At 49.5% G+C, this 19,655-nt stretch carries 17 protein-coding genes; 6 read left to right on the forward strand and 11 right to left on the reverse strand.

Features of this window, described 5'->3' with window-relative positions; all coding sequences use genetic code 11:
* Positions 1-76: 76 nt before the first annotated feature.
* From H9I35_RS04780 to H9I35_RS04790, 3 genes are all read right to left on the reverse strand, one after another.
* A complete protein-coding gene (locus H9I35_RS04780; RefSeq protein WP_187420446.1) occupies positions 77-1,024 on the reverse strand; it encodes an AEC family transporter in 948 nt (315 codons plus the stop codon).
* Positions 1,025-1,093: 69 nt separating this feature from the next.
* Positions 1,094-2,197, reverse strand: a complete 1,104-nt coding sequence (locus H9I35_RS04785; protein ID WP_187420447.1) for a radical SAM protein — start codon at positions 2,195-2,197, stop codon at positions 1,094-1,096.
* 4 nt (positions 2,198-2,201) lie between these two features.
* Entirely contained in the window at positions 2,202-2,603 is a 402-nt protein-coding gene (locus H9I35_RS04790; protein WP_187420448.1) for a hypothetical protein, read from the reverse strand.
* A 462-nt stretch (positions 2,604-3,065) separates the two neighbouring features.
* Here H9I35_RS04790 and H9I35_RS04795 point away from each other — a divergent pair, with 462 nt between their 5' ends.
* A complete protein-coding gene (locus H9I35_RS04795) occupies positions 3,066-3,623 on the forward strand; it encodes a TM2 domain-containing protein (RefSeq protein WP_187420449.1) in 558 nt (185 codons plus the stop codon).
* 107 nt (positions 3,624-3,730) lie between these two features.
* Positions 3,731-4,621: an alpha/beta hydrolase family protein gene (locus H9I35_RS04800; RefSeq protein WP_187420450.1), complete on the forward strand. Its 891-nt coding sequence runs from the start codon at positions 3,731-3,733 to the stop codon at positions 4,619-4,621.
* Between the two features lie 34 nt (positions 4,622-4,655).
* Here the strand turns inward: H9I35_RS04800 and H9I35_RS04805 are convergent, their stop codons facing one another.
* Both H9I35_RS04805 and H9I35_RS04810 read right to left on the reverse strand, forming a co-directional pair.
* Positions 4,656-4,976 carry a type II toxin-antitoxin system RelE family toxin gene (locus tag H9I35_RS04805; RefSeq protein WP_016521805.1) on the reverse strand — a complete coding sequence of 107 codons (321 nt, stop codon included), beginning with the start codon at positions 4,974-4,976 and terminating at the stop codon, positions 4,656-4,658.
* Positions 4,964-5,236, reverse strand: coding sequence for a type II toxin-antitoxin system Phd/YefM family antitoxin (locus tag H9I35_RS04810; RefSeq protein WP_016521806.1), 273 nt, complete (start codon positions 5,234-5,236; stop codon positions 4,964-4,966). The genes H9I35_RS04805 and H9I35_RS04810 overlap by 13 nt, the downstream gene beginning before the upstream one ends.
* 253 nt (positions 5,237-5,489) lie before the next feature.
* Here H9I35_RS04810 and H9I35_RS04815 point away from each other — a divergent pair, with 253 nt between their 5' ends.
* From H9I35_RS04815 to H9I35_RS04830, 4 genes are all read left to right on the forward strand, one after another.
* A complete protein-coding gene (locus H9I35_RS04815) occupies positions 5,490-6,950 on the forward strand; it encodes a flagellar hook assembly protein FlgD (protein WP_187420451.1) in 1,461 nt (486 codons plus the stop codon).
* A gap of 199 nt (positions 6,951-7,149) precedes the next feature.
* A complete protein-coding gene (locus tag H9I35_RS04820; RefSeq protein WP_187420452.1) occupies positions 7,150-7,422 on the forward strand; it encodes a BrnT family toxin in 273 nt (90 codons plus the stop codon).
* A 151-nt stretch (positions 7,423-7,573) separates the two neighbouring features.
* The gene (locus tag H9I35_RS04825; protein ID WP_187420453.1) at positions 7,574-7,831 is read left to right on the forward strand and encodes a BrnA antitoxin family protein; all 258 of its coding nucleotides are present in this window, start codon (positions 7,574-7,576) and stop codon (positions 7,829-7,831) included.
* Positions 7,832-8,047: 216 nt separating this feature from the next.
* Entirely contained in the window at positions 8,048-8,857 is an 810-nt protein-coding gene (locus H9I35_RS04830; protein ID WP_187420454.1) for a class I SAM-dependent methyltransferase, read from the forward strand.
* A gap of 40 nt (positions 8,858-8,897) precedes the next feature.
* Here the strand turns inward: H9I35_RS04830 and H9I35_RS04835 are convergent, their stop codons facing one another.
* The 6 genes from H9I35_RS04835 to nifJ form a co-directional block, all read right to left on the reverse strand.
* Positions 8,898-10,775, reverse strand: a complete 1,878-nt coding sequence (locus tag H9I35_RS04835; protein WP_187420455.1) for a tetratricopeptide repeat protein — start codon at positions 10,773-10,775, stop codon at positions 8,898-8,900.
* A 20-nt stretch (positions 10,776-10,795) separates the two neighbouring features.
* Positions 10,796-11,275, reverse strand: a complete 480-nt coding sequence (nusB, locus tag H9I35_RS04840) for a transcription antitermination factor NusB (RefSeq protein WP_187420456.1) — start codon at positions 11,273-11,275, stop codon at positions 10,796-10,798.
* Between the two features lie 9 nt (positions 11,276-11,284).
* A complete protein-coding gene (locus H9I35_RS04845) occupies positions 11,285-12,352 on the reverse strand; it encodes an MOSP complex formation periplasmic protein, TDE1658 family (RefSeq protein WP_252722725.1) in 1,068 nt (355 codons plus the stop codon).
* 116 nt (positions 12,353-12,468) lie between these two features.
* Complete coding sequence (locus H9I35_RS04850) at positions 12,469-14,277, reverse strand: alanine--tRNA ligase (RefSeq protein ID WP_252722726.1); 1,809 nt, start codon at positions 14,275-14,277, stop codon at positions 12,469-12,471.
* A gap of 124 nt (positions 14,278-14,401) precedes the next feature.
* Positions 14,402-15,721: a hypothetical protein gene (locus H9I35_RS04855; protein ID WP_187420458.1), complete on the reverse strand. Its 1,320-nt coding sequence runs from the start codon at positions 15,719-15,721 to the stop codon at positions 14,402-14,404.
* A gap of 277 nt (positions 15,722-15,998) precedes the next feature.
* A complete protein-coding gene (gene nifJ, locus H9I35_RS04860) occupies positions 15,999-19,532 on the reverse strand; it encodes a pyruvate:ferredoxin (flavodoxin) oxidoreductase (protein WP_187420459.1) in 3,534 nt (1,177 codons plus the stop codon).
* Positions 19,533-19,655 lie beyond the last annotated feature (123 nt).

The following is a 19,655-nucleotide window of genomic DNA, read 5'->3' on the forward strand; positions in this document are numbered from 1 at the left end:
CGCATGTATCGCTTGCAAAAAAAACGCGTTCTGCGGTATCGGCATAACGCTTTCGCCGTGCTTACGAGTGCTTCCGTCAGCGGAACACAGCTTCGGCCAAACGCACGAAAAGCGGAACGGTGAGGAAGCTCAGCGCGGAGGTAAGCGAAACGACAAGACTCGCATACGACGTATCTTTTTCAAAGACGGCGGCGAACATCGACGTGCTTATACCCGACGGACAAAGGCTTGCAATATAGAGCACGAACATAATTTTTTTTATGTCGGGAAAAGATGCCGAAAAACGAAGTACGACAAACATAAACGCGAGCATAACGAACGAAGATACCACTAGGCGGAGCAGTATGACTTTTACGGCGTGAACGATGTACAATGCGCTTTTCGACGGAACGCGGAAGTCCGCAAACAATATGCCGAGGATCACCATCGAAAGGGGCGTATTCATACTCCCAACGAGCGCTGCAGGATGAGCGATGAATTGCGGCAGTCTGAACGGCAGACAAAAAAGCGTAAAACCCGCAGCGACGGCGATTATGCTCGGATTGAGCAGTACTTTTTTGAGTTCGATTTTGCCGGACATTTCGAAGCTTCCGTACGTCCATATCGCAATATTGAATACGGCGATAAATCCCGTGAGATAAAAAACACCCTCGTCGCCGAACACTCCGTGTACGAGCGGAATGCCGATATAGCCGCAATTCGTAAACACGACGGCAACGCGGTCGATACCGTCGAGAGCCTTACCTTCCGCCGTTTTTGATCGGGTAAAAATACGCGCGACAAAAGCCAAGAGTACGATCATCGCCGCACTCAGGACTGCGATAACGATAAACTGCTTTATTTTTTCGCTGTCATAGGGAGCATCGAGTATGTGCAGCAAAAGACAGGGAGCAACGAGATAGAGGAGAATTTTGCTTAAAAATTGCTGTTCGGTTTTTCCGGGCCGTATTTTCCGCGCAAAGAAAAACGAGACCGAAACGATACACAGCATAATTACGAGCTGTTTCAATACGAGCAGTGCCATAGGATTCCTTACATATTCATCATAACGATGTGATGTCCGCTCGGCAACCGACAGCCGTCCGCGATTTTTTTACACTTCAAAACCCGTTTTCCAATGCCACACGGGTTTTGCGAGCGCGTTTGAAAAGGGCTGCGTACGGTTAAAATCGGGAAGCCAGCTCGTATCGTCGGAAAGTTCCTGATAAAAAAGATATTCGAAATCGTGAGCGTCGATAAGGTCGCGGAGATCGGTATCTTCGGCTTCGCTTACGAGACGGTTTTCGATCGCCGAAAGCGCAGCTCCCCGTTTTACACGCTCGCTTTCTTCAAAGGGTACGGGCGTATACTGCGACATGAGCGAAACGAGCGCTTTGCCGTCGGCATAACGCTTGAGCCATGCGAGCGTATCGGCCGTTTCGGAAAAGCGTCCGGGCAAAAAAAGATGGCGCACGATGACGCCGCGCTCGATCTTTTCCTTTTCGGTTCCGTCTTTTGTCTTTTGCACGAGAGTAAGCGGAAAACGCTCGATCATCCATCGGACGGCGAGAGCGGCGGCTTCGGGATAATTTTCCGCACCGAAGAGATGTTTTGCAAGTTCGGGCGAAAGCGTTTTCAAATCGGGCAGCCATACGGACACGAGGTCTTCGAGCAGTTCGAGCGTTTCGACCGATTCGTATGCCGAAGAATTCCAGCAAAACGGAATCGACAGTCCGTCTTCGCGTGCGCTTTTCAAATAAGAAGCGATGAGCGGGATCGCGTGACTTCCGGTGACGAGATTTATGTTTTCAGCGCCCGCATCTTCGAGCGTCCGGCAGATTTTAACAAATTCGGTTCTGTCGACGGCGCGTCCCATGCCGTTTTGCGAAATCTGATAATTTTGGCAAAAAGCGCAGCGGAGCGTACAGCCCGTAAAAAAAATCGTACCGCTTCCGCCGAATACGGTAACAGGCGGCTCTTCGCCGAAGTGCAGACACGCGGACGCGATGCGGAGAGCATCCCCTTCTCCGCACAATCCGCGCGCGGTTTTTCTGTCGGCGGCGCATTTTCTGGGACACTGCACGCACGGAGCATAAACGCCTACGCCCGATTGTAAGGGCGGCGGAACGCCGTTGCGGAGCGAAGCGGAGCAATGAAGCGGAGCGGAACCCTGCAAAGCGGGTTCTTCGATCCGCTCCGTCCGAAAGGATTGCGGCATAAGGTTACACCGCTTTTTGTTCGACGAGAGAAGCCATGAGCGACGAAAGCGATTCGATCGGAAGCGTTTCGGCTTCATCCTGTACGAGAGAGGCAAGATTTTTCCAGTCGAGGGGAGAAAGGCTCGACGTGTCGCCTTCGCCGCGCAAAAACGAAAGTATCGCGGCAAGTTTTTCGGCGTGCTCCCTCGTCGGCTCGTTTTCGATATCGGGCGACGAATCGATATACTCGGCGAGCCAATAGTTCCCGGCCGCACGGGGAAGATCGCCGAGACCGCGGATAGCGTTTTCGAGGGAGCGCGCGATTTTTTCGCACGTTTTTTTCGCGTCGTAACGGCCGACGCTTTCCGCCCGGTCGCGCTTGGCCGCGCGTGCAATATCGCTCAGGAATTTTTCCGTATAAGTCATAGACTCACGGTATACCGCGAATGCCGATTTTTGTAAATTACCCCGCGGGGGCGTGGCGGGGGTACGGATGCAAAAATCATCAAAGCAATGTAAAGACGAAGGCGACAATGTAAAGGCGACAGTTGTCCGGCCGGTATTAAATCGATAAAATAATAAGCGCTGATGCCCGAAGGGGCACGATTCGAAGATACGGAGAAAGCCGATGAACGGATTTTCAAAAATGACGGCCGCTATTGCCTTTTGGAGCGGCATCGCTTTATTGATTACAGCCGTTTTTATCGTGATTTTTCAAAAAACGTGTTTGGCATATTATTTTCATGCGAGCGGGCAGTCCGAGCATATTTTTATTATTCCATGGAGAGAGCTCATTCAGTATACGCTTACGACCCTTATTATCGGATCGTATCTTTTTACCGGTAAAAAAATTCAAAGACGACCGTACTCCTTATTCTCTATTTTTATATGCATATAACGGTGCTGCTGACAAATCCGCTGACGAATATCCTTATCACAACGTTCAAAGCGCAAACATACGGCGCCGATTATCTCGCTGTTTACAATGCGCTCGTTTCGTTTTTTGCCCATGTATCATTCCCCTTTTTATTATTGTCAAATTCACTGTTTCTCCTGTCCGCCGGAAGCTCTATTGCGTATTGTAAAGACGCGCCCGTTACGGAAACACAAGCGAAAAACGCTTCATCGAAGAGCAGAAACTCATTGATATGCCTCTCGGCATTATTAGGACTTTTGGGCGTCGATCGTTTTTATGCAGGCAGAAAAGTGCTCGGAACGCTGAAAGCGCTATGCGGCTTAGTGCTGATCGCGGGGCTGCTGTCGCAGTATTTTTTCTTTCAAGAATTCTTGTTTTTATTTATTGCTTTTCCTCTTTTTCAAATAGCCGGTAAGATAACCGGCGCCGTTTTTATTTTTGGTGTCGTCATTTGGAATTGGATCGATTTTATTTTTGCAGTAACGGGAAAAATGAAGGACGGAGAGAAAAAGGAAATCAAAATATGGTAAAAAAGAAAACGCGTATCGGTATTCCGCAAAAGTGTGAAATGCCCGCCGAATACGGTCGCAGGTGGAGTACCTGCAAAAATCATTAAGACCATTACGGAGGCTTAACTATGAAAAAACCATTTTGTTTATTAACGCTGCTGCTTTGCATCGGGGGCATCGAAAAAACCGCGGCGACGCAAACGGGCGTGCCGACAGCCTTTACGGTGCAGGAACGCAGCTTCCTGAAAAACGGTATGAAAATATACGGCGAACTTTTTATTCCCGACCGCGCATCGCCCGTGCCCTTGGCCATCCTTTCGCACGGATTCGGCGGAAACCGCGGAAGCGTTAAAGGCTATGCCGAATCTTTTGCGGAACGGGGTATTGCCGCATACATTTTCGAGTTTATCGGCGGCGGCGATCATATCAAAAGCGACGGAAAAATGACGGAAATGTCGGTGCTTACCGAAGCCGAAGATTTGATTGTCATTTTCGATAACTTAAAAGCCGACTCGCGTTTTAAGGCGGAGCAAATCTTTTTATTCGGAGAAAGCCAAGGAGGATTCGTGTCAACCTATGTCGCAGCAAAACGCCCCGCCGATGTCGCGGGCCTGGTTTTATTATATCCCGCTTTCGTGTTGCATGATTACGTTCGGCGGCGCACTCCCGATCCGGAACGGATTCCCGACACAATGAAGCTGCTCGGAAAAACCGTCGGGCGGATTTACAATAAGGATGTTCTGTCCTTCGATATTTATACGTTGATGCCGCAGTATTCCGGCAAAACGCTCATCATTCACGGAAGCGACGATCCGCTTGTACCGCTGCAGTATTCGGAACGGGCGATCAAAACCTTCCCCGATGCGAAGCTCATAAAGCTCGACGGGGAAAAGCACGTCTTTTACGGAAACGCGATGCAAAAAGCCGCGGAAGATGCGGTAGAATTTGTACAAAGCATAATCGGCGAAAACGCTGCCGCGCAAACGGGCACGCCGACAGCAGTTAAGGTGAAGGAATGAAGGGCAAGATGACCATTGTCCGCGATGACATATATTATTCATCCTTTAATAAGCCGCTCTTAATATATTTTTTCATCAATTCATAAATATCGTTTTTTCGGTCTCCGCCGCGTCTTATTCCGACGGCAACAACAATGACTTCTATTTCCGTCTCTCGCACTCGATAAATAATTCTATACCGCTGTCCGACCGAACGGATTGAACGATATCCTTGTAAATTACCCTTCAGAGGTTTTCCGACTTTTAGCGGTTCGGATTTTAAAATTTCAATTTTTTCCAAAATGAGCGCTTGTGATTTTTGATCCAATGACGCAATATAATCGGCTGCAATCTGCGTCAGTTTTATCGAGTACATAAAAGCTTTTGTTTAAATGAATCGAAATCGACTAATTTATTTTGATTGATTTGCCGAATACCGACAGCAAGCTGTTCGGAAAGCTCTTCATCGGATAAAATTTCGAGCGTTTCGCGAATACTTTCATAGGTATCCCATTTTATTAAAGCAAACACTTCTCTACCATGATTGGTAATGGAAATTGTATCGTCATAATCCATAGTATGTTCAAGGGAAGTGATTTTTTTTCTGGCTTCCGTAATTGTCATCGGCGTAATCATTGTCGATTCCTCCGCAGATAGTGTACATATTTTTGCACAAAATACAAGTACAAACAGCCGGTAATAATGCGGCTGCCGCGGCAAATTCATTCTTCCCTCTTGACTCAAACCGAACCTTAACTTGTATACTATTTTACGGAGGAAACCTATGAATGAATTTAACGGCACAGCCGATACCATGCTTATTCCGATGGCGGCGCGAAATACGGAATACGGACTGGTCTTTACCGTATAAATGTGATAATACATATCCATGCGCTGTATAAAAAAAACTGCCGTCATTATCGCGTTCCTTGTATATTCGACGGGCTTTCTTTATGCGCAGGAGTCCGAATGCGATCTTGAAAATGAAAGCAGATACCAAATAACAACCGAATTACGGCAAACCTCCGGAGAGTTGCATCTCCGGATTAATGAAACGGATGCCGCCCTGTATTTAGACGGTGTCAAACAGGGAAATCTTTTCGTCTGTTTTTCCTTGGGAACAGCGGCTAAAAAAAACTACGACGGTTCATACACGTACTTTGAACAAAACGGCATACGCGGCTGCGAATGGATACTGAAGGTTCCCGAAGGGGAACACATAATCGAAGTAAAAAAATTCGGCAAAAAGACGGCCGTAACAAAGGTATACGTATTCGGAAAAACACAGGTTGAACTTGATGTAAGCTTACAAGACGCGGATTTTGAATTGATTTCTTTTTCCGCCGAAAAAAAGCGTTTTAATCCGTATAATCCGGGTACATTGGGAATGTGCCGTTTCAATTTTTCCGTTACCGCTCCCGGAGAGGGTATGCTGGAAATATACGGCGCGGACTCCCGGCTTGTGTATCGGAGAGGTTTAAAACCGTTCGCCGCCGAAAACGTACACAGCACGTGGGACGGTCGAGACGAAAACGGAGCAATCGTTAAAAAAGGTATCTATACGGCTTATCTTCAAGTACGGGGAGCAGCCGGTACCGAGTTTATACAATCCGAACCGCTTTCCGTCGCAGTAGATACGGCTCCATCCGTTCCTCTCAGCCTCTTTTCGACAAGCGGATTGTCGGCAGGTCTTGTTCCTGCAGCGCACCTTATGCCCAAAGGAAGCCTGTACGGCGCAGGTACGTGCGGCACCGATTTTTCCCTGAGCAAAGGTTTTAAAACCGCTCCGCTCTTCTTAGGCTTTGCCTACGCACCCTTGGAATTTTTGGAACTTTCATGTACGACGGGAACTGAAATAAAACTCTCACGAGCAAATCCCCTTATCATACAAGGTTGCTTAAAAGCCGTCTGCAAAAGCGGTATGTTCCGATACGGGGCACTTTTAGGAGGCGCGTATTCGTCCGGCAAAGCCGCAAGCGTTTTTAATGAAGGAATTTTACATACGGGAAGCCTTTTTGCGATCGATCACGGTCCGCTGTGCATCGGAGTGTCGGAACAGGTATTTTTCGGTATCACAGGAGGAGAGCTGTACCCGCTTAACGGAAATTTAAAAACGGGAGTATCGGGCAGTTTTCAAAAAGGATTTTATGCGGTACATCTGTCTGCGGTTTTATATTCGCCTTTTTCATCAAGCGGCATGCAGGGTTTCGGCCGTATACAGGCAGGAAGCGATGTGTGTGTATTGATACCGAAAACCCTGTGTATGCCCGGCGCGGGAATATATTATACGCGGGATAAAAACGGTGAAAACGGCTTTACCTTCCGCATCGGAGCTGCCATATATCATTAAATCGTGCGTTTATAAAACTTAATCAACAAACCCGACGCAGCCTCCCAGCGAAGCTTCAAGCGGCGTCGGGATATTACCCCCTCCGCACGAATAAAAAATACCGGTATTTTGGAAACGATACGAGCTATAGCATTATAAAAAAGATTGACAAGCATACATAAAAGAAATACAATTTAGATATACAAAAGAGGTGTTTTTAATGACAGTCGTTCAAGGGCGTTTTGAATGGGATAGCGAAAAGAATGAAATAAACATTAAAAAGCACGGATTCTCTTTTGAAGGAATTCTTAGCGTGTTCGATGATCCTCATTTTATCGAAAGAGCGGATTTAGAACATTCAACTATCGAAGAAGAAAGATTTATTGGATTCGGCAGTATAAACGGATTAGTAATCGTTGCAACAATTTTCATAGAGCGGGATCGAATAAGAATTATTTCTTCACGTCTTGCAACAAAAAAAGAGGAGGCTTAAATTGAACGTCTGAATAGCGTCGTTCAATTTAACTTCGAGTTTTCTTTCAGAAAACTCGTTCATCGAACTGTGCGCAAGATGCGCACGAATTGCACAGCTCCTAAATCTGAAGATTTACTCTCTGTGCAATTTTAAGAGGAGACTTTTTATTATGAACAACAAAAAAACTTTGACAGCTGAAAGAGTTGCAGAAATCAGAGCAAAGGGAATTGATTTTTCAGATATTCCCGAAATTACGGATTTTACCGGCTTTCAACCCAGATACCCGCAATATTTTAAACCTAAAAGAGAGCAAGTTTCAATTAGATTAAGTAAATATCTCGTTGATCACTTCAAGGCAATGGGTAAGGGGTGGCAGACAAAAGTAAATGATTTTCTAATGGAAGCAGTAGATAAAGGTCAAATATGAAAACGTACTTAAAGTGTATATTTTCACTTTATCTTTTTTTCCTTTTTGATTTGTTACCGGTTTTTAAAGTTTAACAACCTCGACGCAGCCTCGCAGCGAAGCTTCAAGCGGCGTCGGGGTATTAAACCCTCCGCACGAATAAATTTCTCCTGTCAACAAATTCCCTCTTGACTCAAACCGAGCTTTAACTTGTATACTATTTTACGGAGGAAACCTATGAATGAATTTAACGGCGTAGCCGATACCATGCTTATTCCTATGGCGGCGCGGATTTATGTGTCAAAACGCTTTCCCGAATATTTTTATGATAAAACGGCTTTGGAACTGGAAGGGAAAATCCCTGCGGATGCGCTTGAGCGGATTCAAAAATCATCTTCCGAATACACGATGCTGGCTTCCGTTGCCCGCTATTATAATTTTGACGAAATCATTAAAAATTTTCTTAATCGACACGAAAGGTGCAATATCGTAAATCTCGGCGCGGGACTGGAAACGGCCGCTTTTCGGCTGCATGCGGACGGCACGATTTTTTACGAAATCGATTTACCCGAAGTGATCGACCGGCGAAAAAATATTTTGGGCGCAAAAGAAAACGAAAAGCTTATCGCAGCCGATATTTTCAACTTGGAGTGGGCGGAGCACATCGACACGTCGCTCCCGTCTTTACTGATTGTCTCGGGCGTATTTCAATATTTCCGCGAAGAAAAAATCGTGCGGTTTTTATCTGACGTAAAAAAGCGCTTTCCGAAAGGAGAATTGATTTTCGACGCGACGAATGAAATCGGTATAAAATACGCGAATAAGTATGTGCAAAAAACGGGCAACACGTCGGCGCAAATGTATTTTTACGTAAACGACGGTCAGGCTTTTGCGCAAAAATGCGGTACGGAACTCGTTGAACAGCGTACCTTTTATACCGCAGCGCGGAAAATGCTGAAGCGCAAACTCAAGCTGTACACCCGCATCGCGATGAAAGTGTGCGACGACGGCGGAAGAACGATCATCCTGCATTTAAAGCTTAACTGAACAGAGCGGACGAGCAAGGGCTTTGATGCGATCGAAACGCTTATCGGCTTTGTTCTGCGAGACGGTCTCTTAACAATTTTGCACGCGCATGAGTCGGAACAAGGGCGAGCGCATAACCTGCCGAACGGAGCGCTTCCCTCGTTTTGCCCTGTGCGCCGTAGATGAGCGCCATGCGGTATTGGATTTCTGCCCGCTGCACAGCGTCCGCCGCACGGACGAAAGAGGCCGCATAGAGATCGAGCGCCTGTATGTTCGAACCGAGGCTTTCGTATATCATTGCGAGGTTCATGCACGACGGCGTAGAGACGAGGGAGGAAATCGTTTTGCCGTCCGTGCCGCCGCCGCTTTCGTACACGCAGTATTCGTAGAGTCGTATCGCCGTATCGGCAAGCCGGCTGTAAGCTGCAAACCACGCCGCATATTCGGCTTCGCGGATCGTCATATCGCGGACACTCGAAGCGCACGCTTCCCAAAAATCGCGCGACGGGTCAAAACCGTATTTTGCGGCCATGCTTTTTCGAAAAAGGCGGAAAGCGTCGTCGTAACGCCGATAAGCTAAAAGGCGGTTCAGCGCAAATTCGAAAATAACGTCGGGATAAACGTTTGCGCCGACGCTGCCGCGTTCGAGTTCGTTCCATACGTCGGATATTTTTTCATCCGGTGTCAGAGAAAAATCGGTTTCGTATTTTAAATGCAAGCGCGCGATATACAGCACGGGATTATTGATTCTCTCGAGGCTTCGATCGATACGGTATTCGGCGTCGCTCACCGGAATCTTTGCGCGCCTGTCGTAAGCTTCCATCTTGAGCGTCGCAAGGCCGTTGTCCCTGAGCGTGAGTTCCTGCATATCTTCCGCCGGAGGCATACTCGTCCGCCGTGCAAAATCCGCATACGCGATGAGAGCGGGCGCATAATCGGGCCACGCGTTTACCGTATCGGTCAAAAGGCGGCTCGCTTCGTCGTCGTTGCCGTTCGCTTCGGCGTACAGGGCGCTGTTGACGAAGAGAGAAGGCAAAAGAGAACTCACATTTTCGTCAGCGATGTTCATACCGCCGGTATTCCGCTCCATTTGGGCAATGACGCTGCGCCTCGCCCGCTCGGCTTCTTCCGTCTCCGAAAGCGCGATATGAGAGTCGGAAAGAACGGCGGCTATTTCAACGGGCGATACTCTGTGACGGGAACGGATCGAAGATGTCGGATAGAGCGAGTGGGCTTTTTCGGCATAGGCGGCCGCTTCTCCGAAACGGCGGGAATCGAACATGACGAGACTCCAAAAAAACGCGTCTTCGACCTCAAAGCAGTCGGCGGGTTTTACCGAATACGCCGTATCGTAGTTGCCGTCTTTTAAGCAGATAAGCGCCGCGTTGCGTAGCCAGTACCCGTCTTTCGAGCCGGCGTATGCGTCGCAAAAAATCGAAAAAAATCGATTGTCGAAATATTCGGAAGCGCTTGCTCTTTTTTCGGATGCAAGTTCACGTAAGTACGCTTCGGAATATACCGAGCCGAAGCGCGTACCGCGAAGGCATTCGGCGATCTTTACCGCTTCCGCCCCCCTTCCGGAGCGCATCAAAAACTGCGCGTACACCGCGGACATTTCGGGATTTTTCGGATTGCGCTTCAATCCGCGCACGAGCGTCTTTTCCGCAAGAGCCGTCTCTCCCATTTCAAAATAGCGGCGGTATATGCCGATGCGCGACCACGAATCGTATACGTATTTTTCGGCTTTTTTCAATTCCGAAAGGGCATCCCTATCCTGCCCCTGTTCGCTGAGCGCGTCGATTTCATCGAGCATGCCGGTAAACGACGAACGGGATGCGCTCATCTTGCACGATGCGGCACATACAATGAGATAAAAATTAATAATTAATAAAAACAGAGGTAAAAAGCGCGGCGCAAAATGTTCAGGCAGTTTTTTCATAACGCCCCTCGTTCCGCCCGCTATTCGGCGGACGCATCTGCGGAAGGCGGTGCCGCCCTTTCCGCAGAAGACGGCAAAACGGAAGAAGCTTTACCTACTTTATCGAGCACGGCGTTGATAAAACGAAACGAATCGTAGGCCCCGAATTCCTTTGCGATTTGAATGGCTTCGTCTATGACGACGGAAGCGCCGACGTCTTTTTGATATAAGAGCGAATACACGCTCATGCGCAAAATGGACAAGGATACTTTATTTACGCGGGTGAAATCCCAATTCGCGGCGAGGTGTTTTTTTATGTTTTCGTCTATTTCGGAAAGATGCTCGACCGTACCGGCGGCCAAAAGCCGTGCGAACGCGTATTCTTCTTTGTTCGCGTTTTCGGCGGGAACTCCGTTTTCCGACACCCACGAAAAAGTGAGCAGGTCTTCAAGCGGGATACCGCCCACTTCGTAAGAATACAGCGTTTGAAATGCAAGCACCCTGCCCTTTCTGCGCGACACGGGATTTCCTTACCAGCTTAAAAGTTTATCCAATTCGGCGCCGGTTTTTTTGCGGTCGACATTTTCGCTTACGTCGAGCGATTTGGAAATCTCGTTTGCGGCCTTTTGCAAATACGCCATCTGCTGCTGCTGACCGAGATACTGCTTGATGTAATTGTAAACGGTGATCGTCGTTCCCGGACGGACGATATCGCTCAAACCGAGCAGTTTCGCGTCGTATTTTTCTACGATGGAATAAAATTGATAATTCGTGTCGTTATCCTGCACGTCGGAAATGTATCCGGGAGTGCGGGAAAAGAGTTCGAGCAGCACGCGATAAGATATGCCGAGCTGTACGGCGCTCGTTTCGGTTTTGTTGATAAGCATTTCGCCCGCTTGAAAACCGGATTTTTCAGCTTGAGAACGGACTCCGATCTGCGTACGTGCGGAGGACGGATCCTTTGCGTTTTTGAGCGTATTCCACATTTCCGTCGCTTTCGCTTTCGCATCGTCCGGAGAAGATCCTTTCGGCACAATGACGAGGAAGAGGCGGAGCATATCGCTCCACACGAAATTCGCTTTATTCATTTCGTAAAACGAACGGATATCTTCGTCGGTCGGAGCGACGTTGCGCAGTTCGGCTTCGCGCTGCTGCTGGATATACTGCTGCGCCGTGATCTGCGCTTTGAGGTAGTCTTTATACTCGGCGATGGACATGCCGGCCTGCTGCTTCATAAACTCGTCGAGCGACATCTTCGTCTGCTGACGCACAATCGTATTGAGTTCCTGTTCGGTAATCGTATCGTTTCTGCCGATCATCTGCGACATCGATTGGAGAAAGTTTTGATTTACCGTACTGTCGGGAATGGAAATACCCGCTTTTTGCGCCGCCTGATTGATGAGCTTTTCGGAAATGAGCGCGTCGAGCGTTTGTCTGCGTTCGTCGACGGTCAGCACTCTGCCCGCCTGCTTTTCGTACACGCCGACGCGCGTTTTAAGCTGCTTGACGGTAATCGATTCGCTTCTGTTGAGCTTTATGACCGCGAGCACTTGCAAATCCGACTGCGCGAAAACGGACGCGGCCGAAATCATCAACATGCAACAGATGAGGGTAAAACGGTTTACTTTCATTGTATCTAAGTCCTTTTCAATAATAACAAATTGTACTGCGATGTGTTACACGAGCGCATACCGGAACGAAGATGCGCCGGGCGCTAAGCTCCGAGCGGAAGCCCTCCCGAGATGACCGCACGGATGCGGCGAACTCCTGCCGACGACGACTGCTCTTTCGTTATCTTAAACTGTCCGATCTGCGCCGTATGCTCGACATGCGGACCCGCACACACTTCTTTGCTGAAGTCTCCGATGGAATACACCGTAACGCGCTCTCCGTATTTGTCGCCGAAAAGCGCGCGCGCTCCGGTGTCTTTGGCGTCGTCGAGGCTCATCTCTTCCACCGAAACGGGAAGGTCGCGCGCGATCTGTTCGTTTACCAAATCTTCGACTTTTTGCACTTCTTCTTTCGTCAATGCACGCGAAAAAGAAAAATCGAAGCGGAGGCGTTCGGGCGTAATATTCGAACCCTTTTGCGCGACTTCCGGCCCGAGCACCCGCTTGAGCGCTTCGTGCAGCAAGTGCGTCGCCGTATGATATTTCGTCGAAATCTCCGAATGATCGCCGAGACCGCTTTTAAAAGCGCCGGCGCTCAGCGTACGCGATTCTTCCTGATGCTTTTTTTCTTCTTCTTTGAACGAATCGATATCGACCGTCATACCGTGTTCGCGTCCGAGCTCTTCGGTCAGTTCGATCGGAAAACCGAAAGTATCGTAGAGCCTGAAAGCGACGCGGCCGGGAATCGTTTTTTGCGGATTTTTTAATAAATTCGGCAAAAGCTTTTCGAACTCCGCTTCGCCCTTTTTCAGAGTCGCAAGAAATTTATCTTCTTCCGCGCCAAGCTGTTCGAAAATAAAATCTTTTTTGCCTTCGAATTCGGGGTAAGCTTTAATGTATTCGCCGATGACGACGTCCGCAGGCTTGGCGAGAAAGGCGCCTTCAATGCCGATCTTCCGCCCGTGGCGCACCGCACGGCGAATCACTCTGCGGAGAATATAGCCCGCGCCGACATTGCTCGGCGTTACCGCTTTTTGGTCGCCTAAAATAAAAGTCGCTGTGCGTACGTGATCGGAAATGATGCGGATCGATATGTCGACGTCTTCGTTTTCGCCGTACTTTTTTCCGGAAAGCGATTCGATGCAGCGGATGATCGGAACGAAGACATCGGTTTCGTAAACGGATTTCATACCGCCGAGCATCGCGACCGTGCGTTCGGCTCCCATGCCGGTGTCGACGCATTTTCGCGAAAGGGGTTCGAACGTACCGTCTGCGGTTTTATTGTACTGCATAAATACGTTGTTCCAGATTTCGACGTATTTTCCGCACGGACAGCCCGGCCGGCAATGAGAAGCACAGGCTTCTTTCCCCGTATCGTAAAAGATTTCCGTATCGGGACCGCAGGGACCGGTCAAACCCGCAGGCCCCCACCAGTTGTCGCTCCTCGGCAGATAAAAAATCCGCTCGCGCGGAACGCCGCAGCTTTCCCAAATGACGGCCGCTTCGTCGTCGCGAGGCACCCCTTCTTCGCCCGCAAACACCGTCACGGAAATTTTTTCCGGCGGAATCGCAAGCCATTCTTTGCCCGTCAAAAATTCCCAGCTGAAAGCGATCGATTCTTTTTTAAAATAATCGCCGAGCGACCAGTTGCCGAGCATTTCAAAAAACGTCAAATGCGACGGATCTCCGACCGAATCGATGTCGCCGGTACGCACACACTTTTGATAGTCGGTGAGCCGCGTTCCTTCGGGATGATTTTGCCCCGAAAGATAGGGAACGAGCGGCTGCATGCCGGCGGTCGTAAACAAAACGGTGGGATCGTTGTCGGGAATGAGCGACTGACCGCTTATTTCCGCATGCCCTTTACTTTTAAAAAACGCGATATATTTGGATCGAAGTTCATCTACAGTCATAAATTCGATAATATAAATTCACCGCTTTAATGTCAAGGCGGAAACGGCTCTTATATCGAGGACATATGATATTTTCGCTTATGAGCGGTGAAAGAGCACGACTCTTTATTCGGATAAAGCACGCTTAATCGTCGTCGAGACCCCACCAATTTCCGTTCATACGTTTCCATGAAGCAGTAAAAGACAGCGATGGTGTGCATACAATCTCCACTTCGTCGTCGAAAAAGTCCGGTACCTGAGTATTCGTGCCCGTATCGTCTCGCAAGATCGGATACCTTTGCATATCGGCTTTCGCGTGTTTTTTTATCTCCTCTTCGGTAGGACTGGAATCTCGATACTCCACTATCACCTTTCCGACTTCATCGACAAGCGGTCTTACGATGACAATCTTTCCGTTTTGTCCCGGAGAAGACCGGGCAGCTCTAAGCTGAATTTTCGTTTCGTCTTCAAGTGTTACAGATCCGCCGAGTCTCAGTTCACCCCCTGTATTCACATCAACAAGAGCACTGCTGGTAGGCGACACGGTACCCTCGATCCGCACATCGGTAAACGAAAGGGGTCTGCCGGAAGAAACCGAAAAGTCTTTCGCTTTCAGTTTGCAACGCTTTCCCGAAATAGACGCGAAATCGACGGAATGTTTTAATCCGTTATCGCTCGTAGAAATCGACAGCGGAACGCCGGAAACGTCGATATCGTCCATTAAAATGATGACGCCCGCTTCGTCCGGTCCCAAACCCTTTACAGCGCCCAAAGCACCCGTCATATTACCGGAGTAACTCCCGTAAAAGTGCGTCGGCTTATACGGCGTGCTCTGTTGCGGAGAATATGTGCTTTGGCCGTATGAGTTTATGACACCCGCTCCGTTTTGCGTCGCAAAATAGACGGGCGCATTTTCATTTTTTTTCAGCGTAAGGGAAATATCGTTTTCTCCCGTACCGGGCGTATAAAAATTATCGGTAAAATAGTAGTTTGTTCCGGCCCAATTCACAAGGGAATCGGGCGAAATCCCGGAAAAAACGGTATGCTCCGTTTTTGCGGAATTCGTATACGTGACGAGGACGCATACGAAGCACTTCGTCTTCGCTTGTACGCGCTGAAAAAAGAGCGGCTGCGGCCGCGATAGATCGGCTCCCTTCCGTGACACGGCTTGAATGAGTCCTTTATAACGCTGCGCTTCGCCCTCGCTCGGCGGAGAGAACTGCCCATTACCAATATTTTTGATTTCGGCAGGATCGGCATCTTCACCGAACAAAAAGCCGTAAATCGACCACTGTCCTTCCGAAACGCCGGATGCAGCCCTCGCATGGGACGAAACGCTTTGCGGCACTAAGGGGGGAACCGTAAATGCAATACCGTCCGTTTCTCTGCCGCCGAACACATCGCTGCAGGACAAAAAGGCAAAACCGACAAAAACCGCCGCGGCGGCAAAAATCGCTTTTTTCATAACGCTCACTCCTCTATAATATACCGTGTTCACAGTCCGCCTGCGGCGCACATCCGAAAACGGTATGTCATACGGTTCGATTCCTCCTTTATATAAAAGGTGGAATCCGCCCTATGATATTGTAGCATAAACAACAAATAAAAACAACTTTTTCTTTGATACGTTTTTACCGGCTCCCGCTCCGTAAAAAAACGGCCGCCCTTTCGGACGGCCGTTTTCGTTACATTACATTTGTACGATTTTTATGCGCTTTACGCGCACTTTGCACATACGCCGATCAGAACGGGCGTTTCGCAAGATAGTCGTACTCCTGCCACGTCCGCTTTGCGGCTGCAGTCGCTTTTTCGAGCAGCATATCCGCACGCTCGGGATTCGCGGCTTTCAGTGCTTTGAAGCGGCCTTCGGCGTACATATAGTCGGCAAGCTGATAGTTCGGTTCGCGCGAATCGAGCTGGAAGGGATTGAGTCCCTGCTCTTTGCGGCGCGGATCGTAGCGGTACAGCGGCCACAGTCCGCATTCGACCGCCTGCTTTTGCAGCTTCAAACCGTCACTCATATTGATCGTGTGGTTGATACAGTGCGAATAGGCGATGATGAGAGACGGACCGTCGTAGCTTTCGGCTTCGCGGATCGCTTTAATTGTCTGAGCCTGATTTGCGCCCATCGCAATCTTTGCAACGTAAATGTAGCCGTAGCTCATCGCGATCATACCCAAGTCCTTTTTCGCAATGTCTTTTCCCGCCGCCGCGAATTTTGCAACCGCGCCGAAAGGAGTGGACTTCGACATCTGACCGCCGGTATTCGAATATACTTCCGTGTCGAGACAGAGGATATTGATATTGCGTCCCTGAGCGAGTACGTGGTCGACGCCGCCGAAACCGATATCATAGCCCCAGCCGTCACCGCCGATGATCCAGTTACTCTTTTTAATAAAGTGATCGGCAAGCGACAGGAGTTCTTTCGAAAGCTCGTCTTTATTGTCTTTCAGTGCCGCTTTGAGCGCAGCGACATTTTTACGCTGCGCTCCGATCGCCGCGTCGTCCGCCTGCGTATTCGAAAGGAGCGCGTCGATCTCTTTTGCGGCAATGCCCTTTTCCTTCACTTTCGCTGCAACTTCGCGAGCGTATTCGGCAAGTTTTTCCGCCGTAAGGCGCATACCGAAACCGAATTCCGCCGCATCTTCAAAGAGCGAGTTGCTCCACACCGGTCCTCGCCCGTTTTCATCCGTCGCATACGGCGTCGTCGGCAAGTTGCCTCCGTAAATGGAAGAACAGCCGGTCGCGTTTGCAATCATCGCGCGGTCGCCGAAAAGCTGACTTACCATTTTGATGTATGCCGTTTCACCGCAGCCCGAGCACGCACCGCTGAATTCGAAGAGCGGGCGCTTCATCGAAAGGCCTTTGGCCGATGCGAGGTTGAGCGTCGAAGCGTCGACTTCGGGCAATGTAAGGAAGTAATCCCATTTTTTACTTTCGGCTTTTCTGTATTCGGGCGTAAAGAGTTCCATGTGCAGCGATTTTTTCGGCTGCGTCGGGCACGCGTATACGCACAATCCGCATCCGGTGCAGTCGTCGGCCGAAATCGCAAGCACGAATTTCTGTCCGGGTTTGGCAGGCTTGAGCTCGATGCTCTTGAATCCTTCGGGAGCTTTCGCCGCCGCATCGTCGGTGATCGTTTTCATGCGGATACACGAGTGCGGACATACGAGAGCGCAGTTACCGCATTCGATACACGTCGCTTCGTCCCAACACGCTACCCGCTCGGCGATACCGCGCTTTTCGTACTGCGTCGTCGCAACAGGGAAAGTTCCGTCGGCAGGCAGTTTGCTGACCGGCAGTTTGTCGCCTTCCTGAGCGGCCATTGCGCCGAGTACATTTTTGATAAAGGAATCGTTCGTGTTTTTCATCGCCGATTCCATCTTGAAGTTGCCGCCGACCTTTTTGCCTTTAAGATCGACTTTTTCGACTGCAGCAAGCGCCAATTCGATCGTCGAAATATTTTTATTGACGACGTCCTGACCTTTTTTGCCGTATGTCTTCGTAATGAATTTCTTCATGTATTCGACGGCGACATCTTCTTTCAAAACGCCCGAAATCTTAAAGAACGCGGCAAGCATGACGATATTGATGCGGTTGCCCATACCGGCTTTTTCCGCGATCTTAAACGCGTCGATGACGTAAAACTGCGCCTTTTTTTCGAGAATGCGTTTTTGCTGTTCAACGGGGATTTCTTCCCACACGTGATCTTTATCGAAGCGGCTGTTGAGCAAAAAGATTCCGCCCTCTTTCAGATACTGGAGCATGTCGTACACGTCCATGTATGCGAATTTGTGACAGGCGAGGAAGTCGGCGGCCGTAATCAAATACGGGCGGCGGATCGTCCGCTTGCCGAAGCGCAGGTGCGACACCGTAATGCCGCCGGATTTTTTCGAGTCGTACGAAAAATACGCTTGAGCGTTGAGGTCGGGGCGCGCGTCGCCGATGATTTTAATTGCGATTTTATTCGCGCCGACCGTACCGTCGGAACCGAGTCCGTAGAACATCGCTTCGGTCATACCCTGTTCGGCGATGAAAAAGTCGGGATCGTATTTCAGAGAGGTTTTCGATACGTCGTCGTTGATACCGATCGTAAAGTGATTTTTCACTTTATCTTTCGCGTCGAGATTTTCAAAGCACGAAATGACCATCGCAGGCGTAAACTCTTTCGAGCCGATACCGTAGCGGCCGCCGATAATCTGCGCTTTGCGTCCTGCTTCTTCGAAAGCCGTGCATACGTCTTCGTACAGCGGTTCTCCCAAAGCGCCGGGTTCTTTCGTGCGGTCGAGTACGACGATTTTTTTCGCCGTTTCCGGGATCGCCGCGAGGAATTTATCCGCCGCAAAAGGACGGTACAGGTGTACTTTTACGACACCGACTTTTTTGCCTTTCTGCTTGCACAGATATTCGACCGTTTCGTGAGCCGTGTCCGCGCCCGATCCCATGATGATCATAACCGATTTCGCGTCTTTTGCGCCGACGTAATCGTAGAGTTTGTATTTGCGTCCGGTAAGCTTTGCGAACTTCGCCATTTCGCTCTGCACGATCGCCGGGACAGCTTTATAATAATTGTTGACCGCTTCGCGGCTCTGGAAGTACACGTCGGGGTTTTGCGAAGTACCGCGGATTTCCGGCCGTTCGGGATTCAAACCGCGCTCTCGGTGAGCGCGTACGAGATCGTCGTCCACCATGCCGCGCATCTGATCGAACGACACTTCATCGTATTTTTGGATTTCGTGCGATGTACGGAATCCGTCGAAAAAGTGCAAAAACGGAATGCGCGAACGAAGCGTCGCCGAATGCGCGATGACCGCCATATCCTGCGCTTCCTGCACGGAGTTCGACGCGAGCATAGCCCAGCCGGTTTGACGGCACGCCATAACGTCCGAATGATCGCCGAAAATCGACAGGGCGCTCGTTGCGATGGCACGTGCCGCAATATGAAATACCGTGCTCGTCAATTCGCCTGCGATTTTATACATATTCGGAATCATCAGGAGCAAGCCCTGAGAAGCCGTAAACGTCGAGCTCAACGCGCCCGCCGTCAGCGCACCGTGTACGGCACCGGCCGCTCCCGCTTCCGATTGCATTTCGACAACCGTCGGCACCGTGCCCCAAATATTTTTTTCGTTCTTTGCCGACAGATCGTCGGCAACCTCACCCATCGGGCTGGACGGAGTAATCGGATAGATCGAAATTACTTCGCTCAGCGCATGTGCAACGCGTCCGACCGCAGTGTTCGCGTCGAGCGTTACTTTCTGTTCTTCTGTTGCCATGGCAGCTTCCTTTTCTTGAAATGTATTGATTTGAAACAAGTATCAATTCGCAACTTGTATTTTACACCCGATGGCAGGGATTTGCAAGAGCGCGCATTGCATCACGTTAAATCTAACCGAAAA

It is taken from the genome of Treponema sp. Marseille-Q4132, from assembly GCF_014334835.1.
GTDB lineage: Bacteria > Spirochaetota > Spirochaetia > Treponematales > Treponemataceae > Treponema_D > Treponema_D paredis.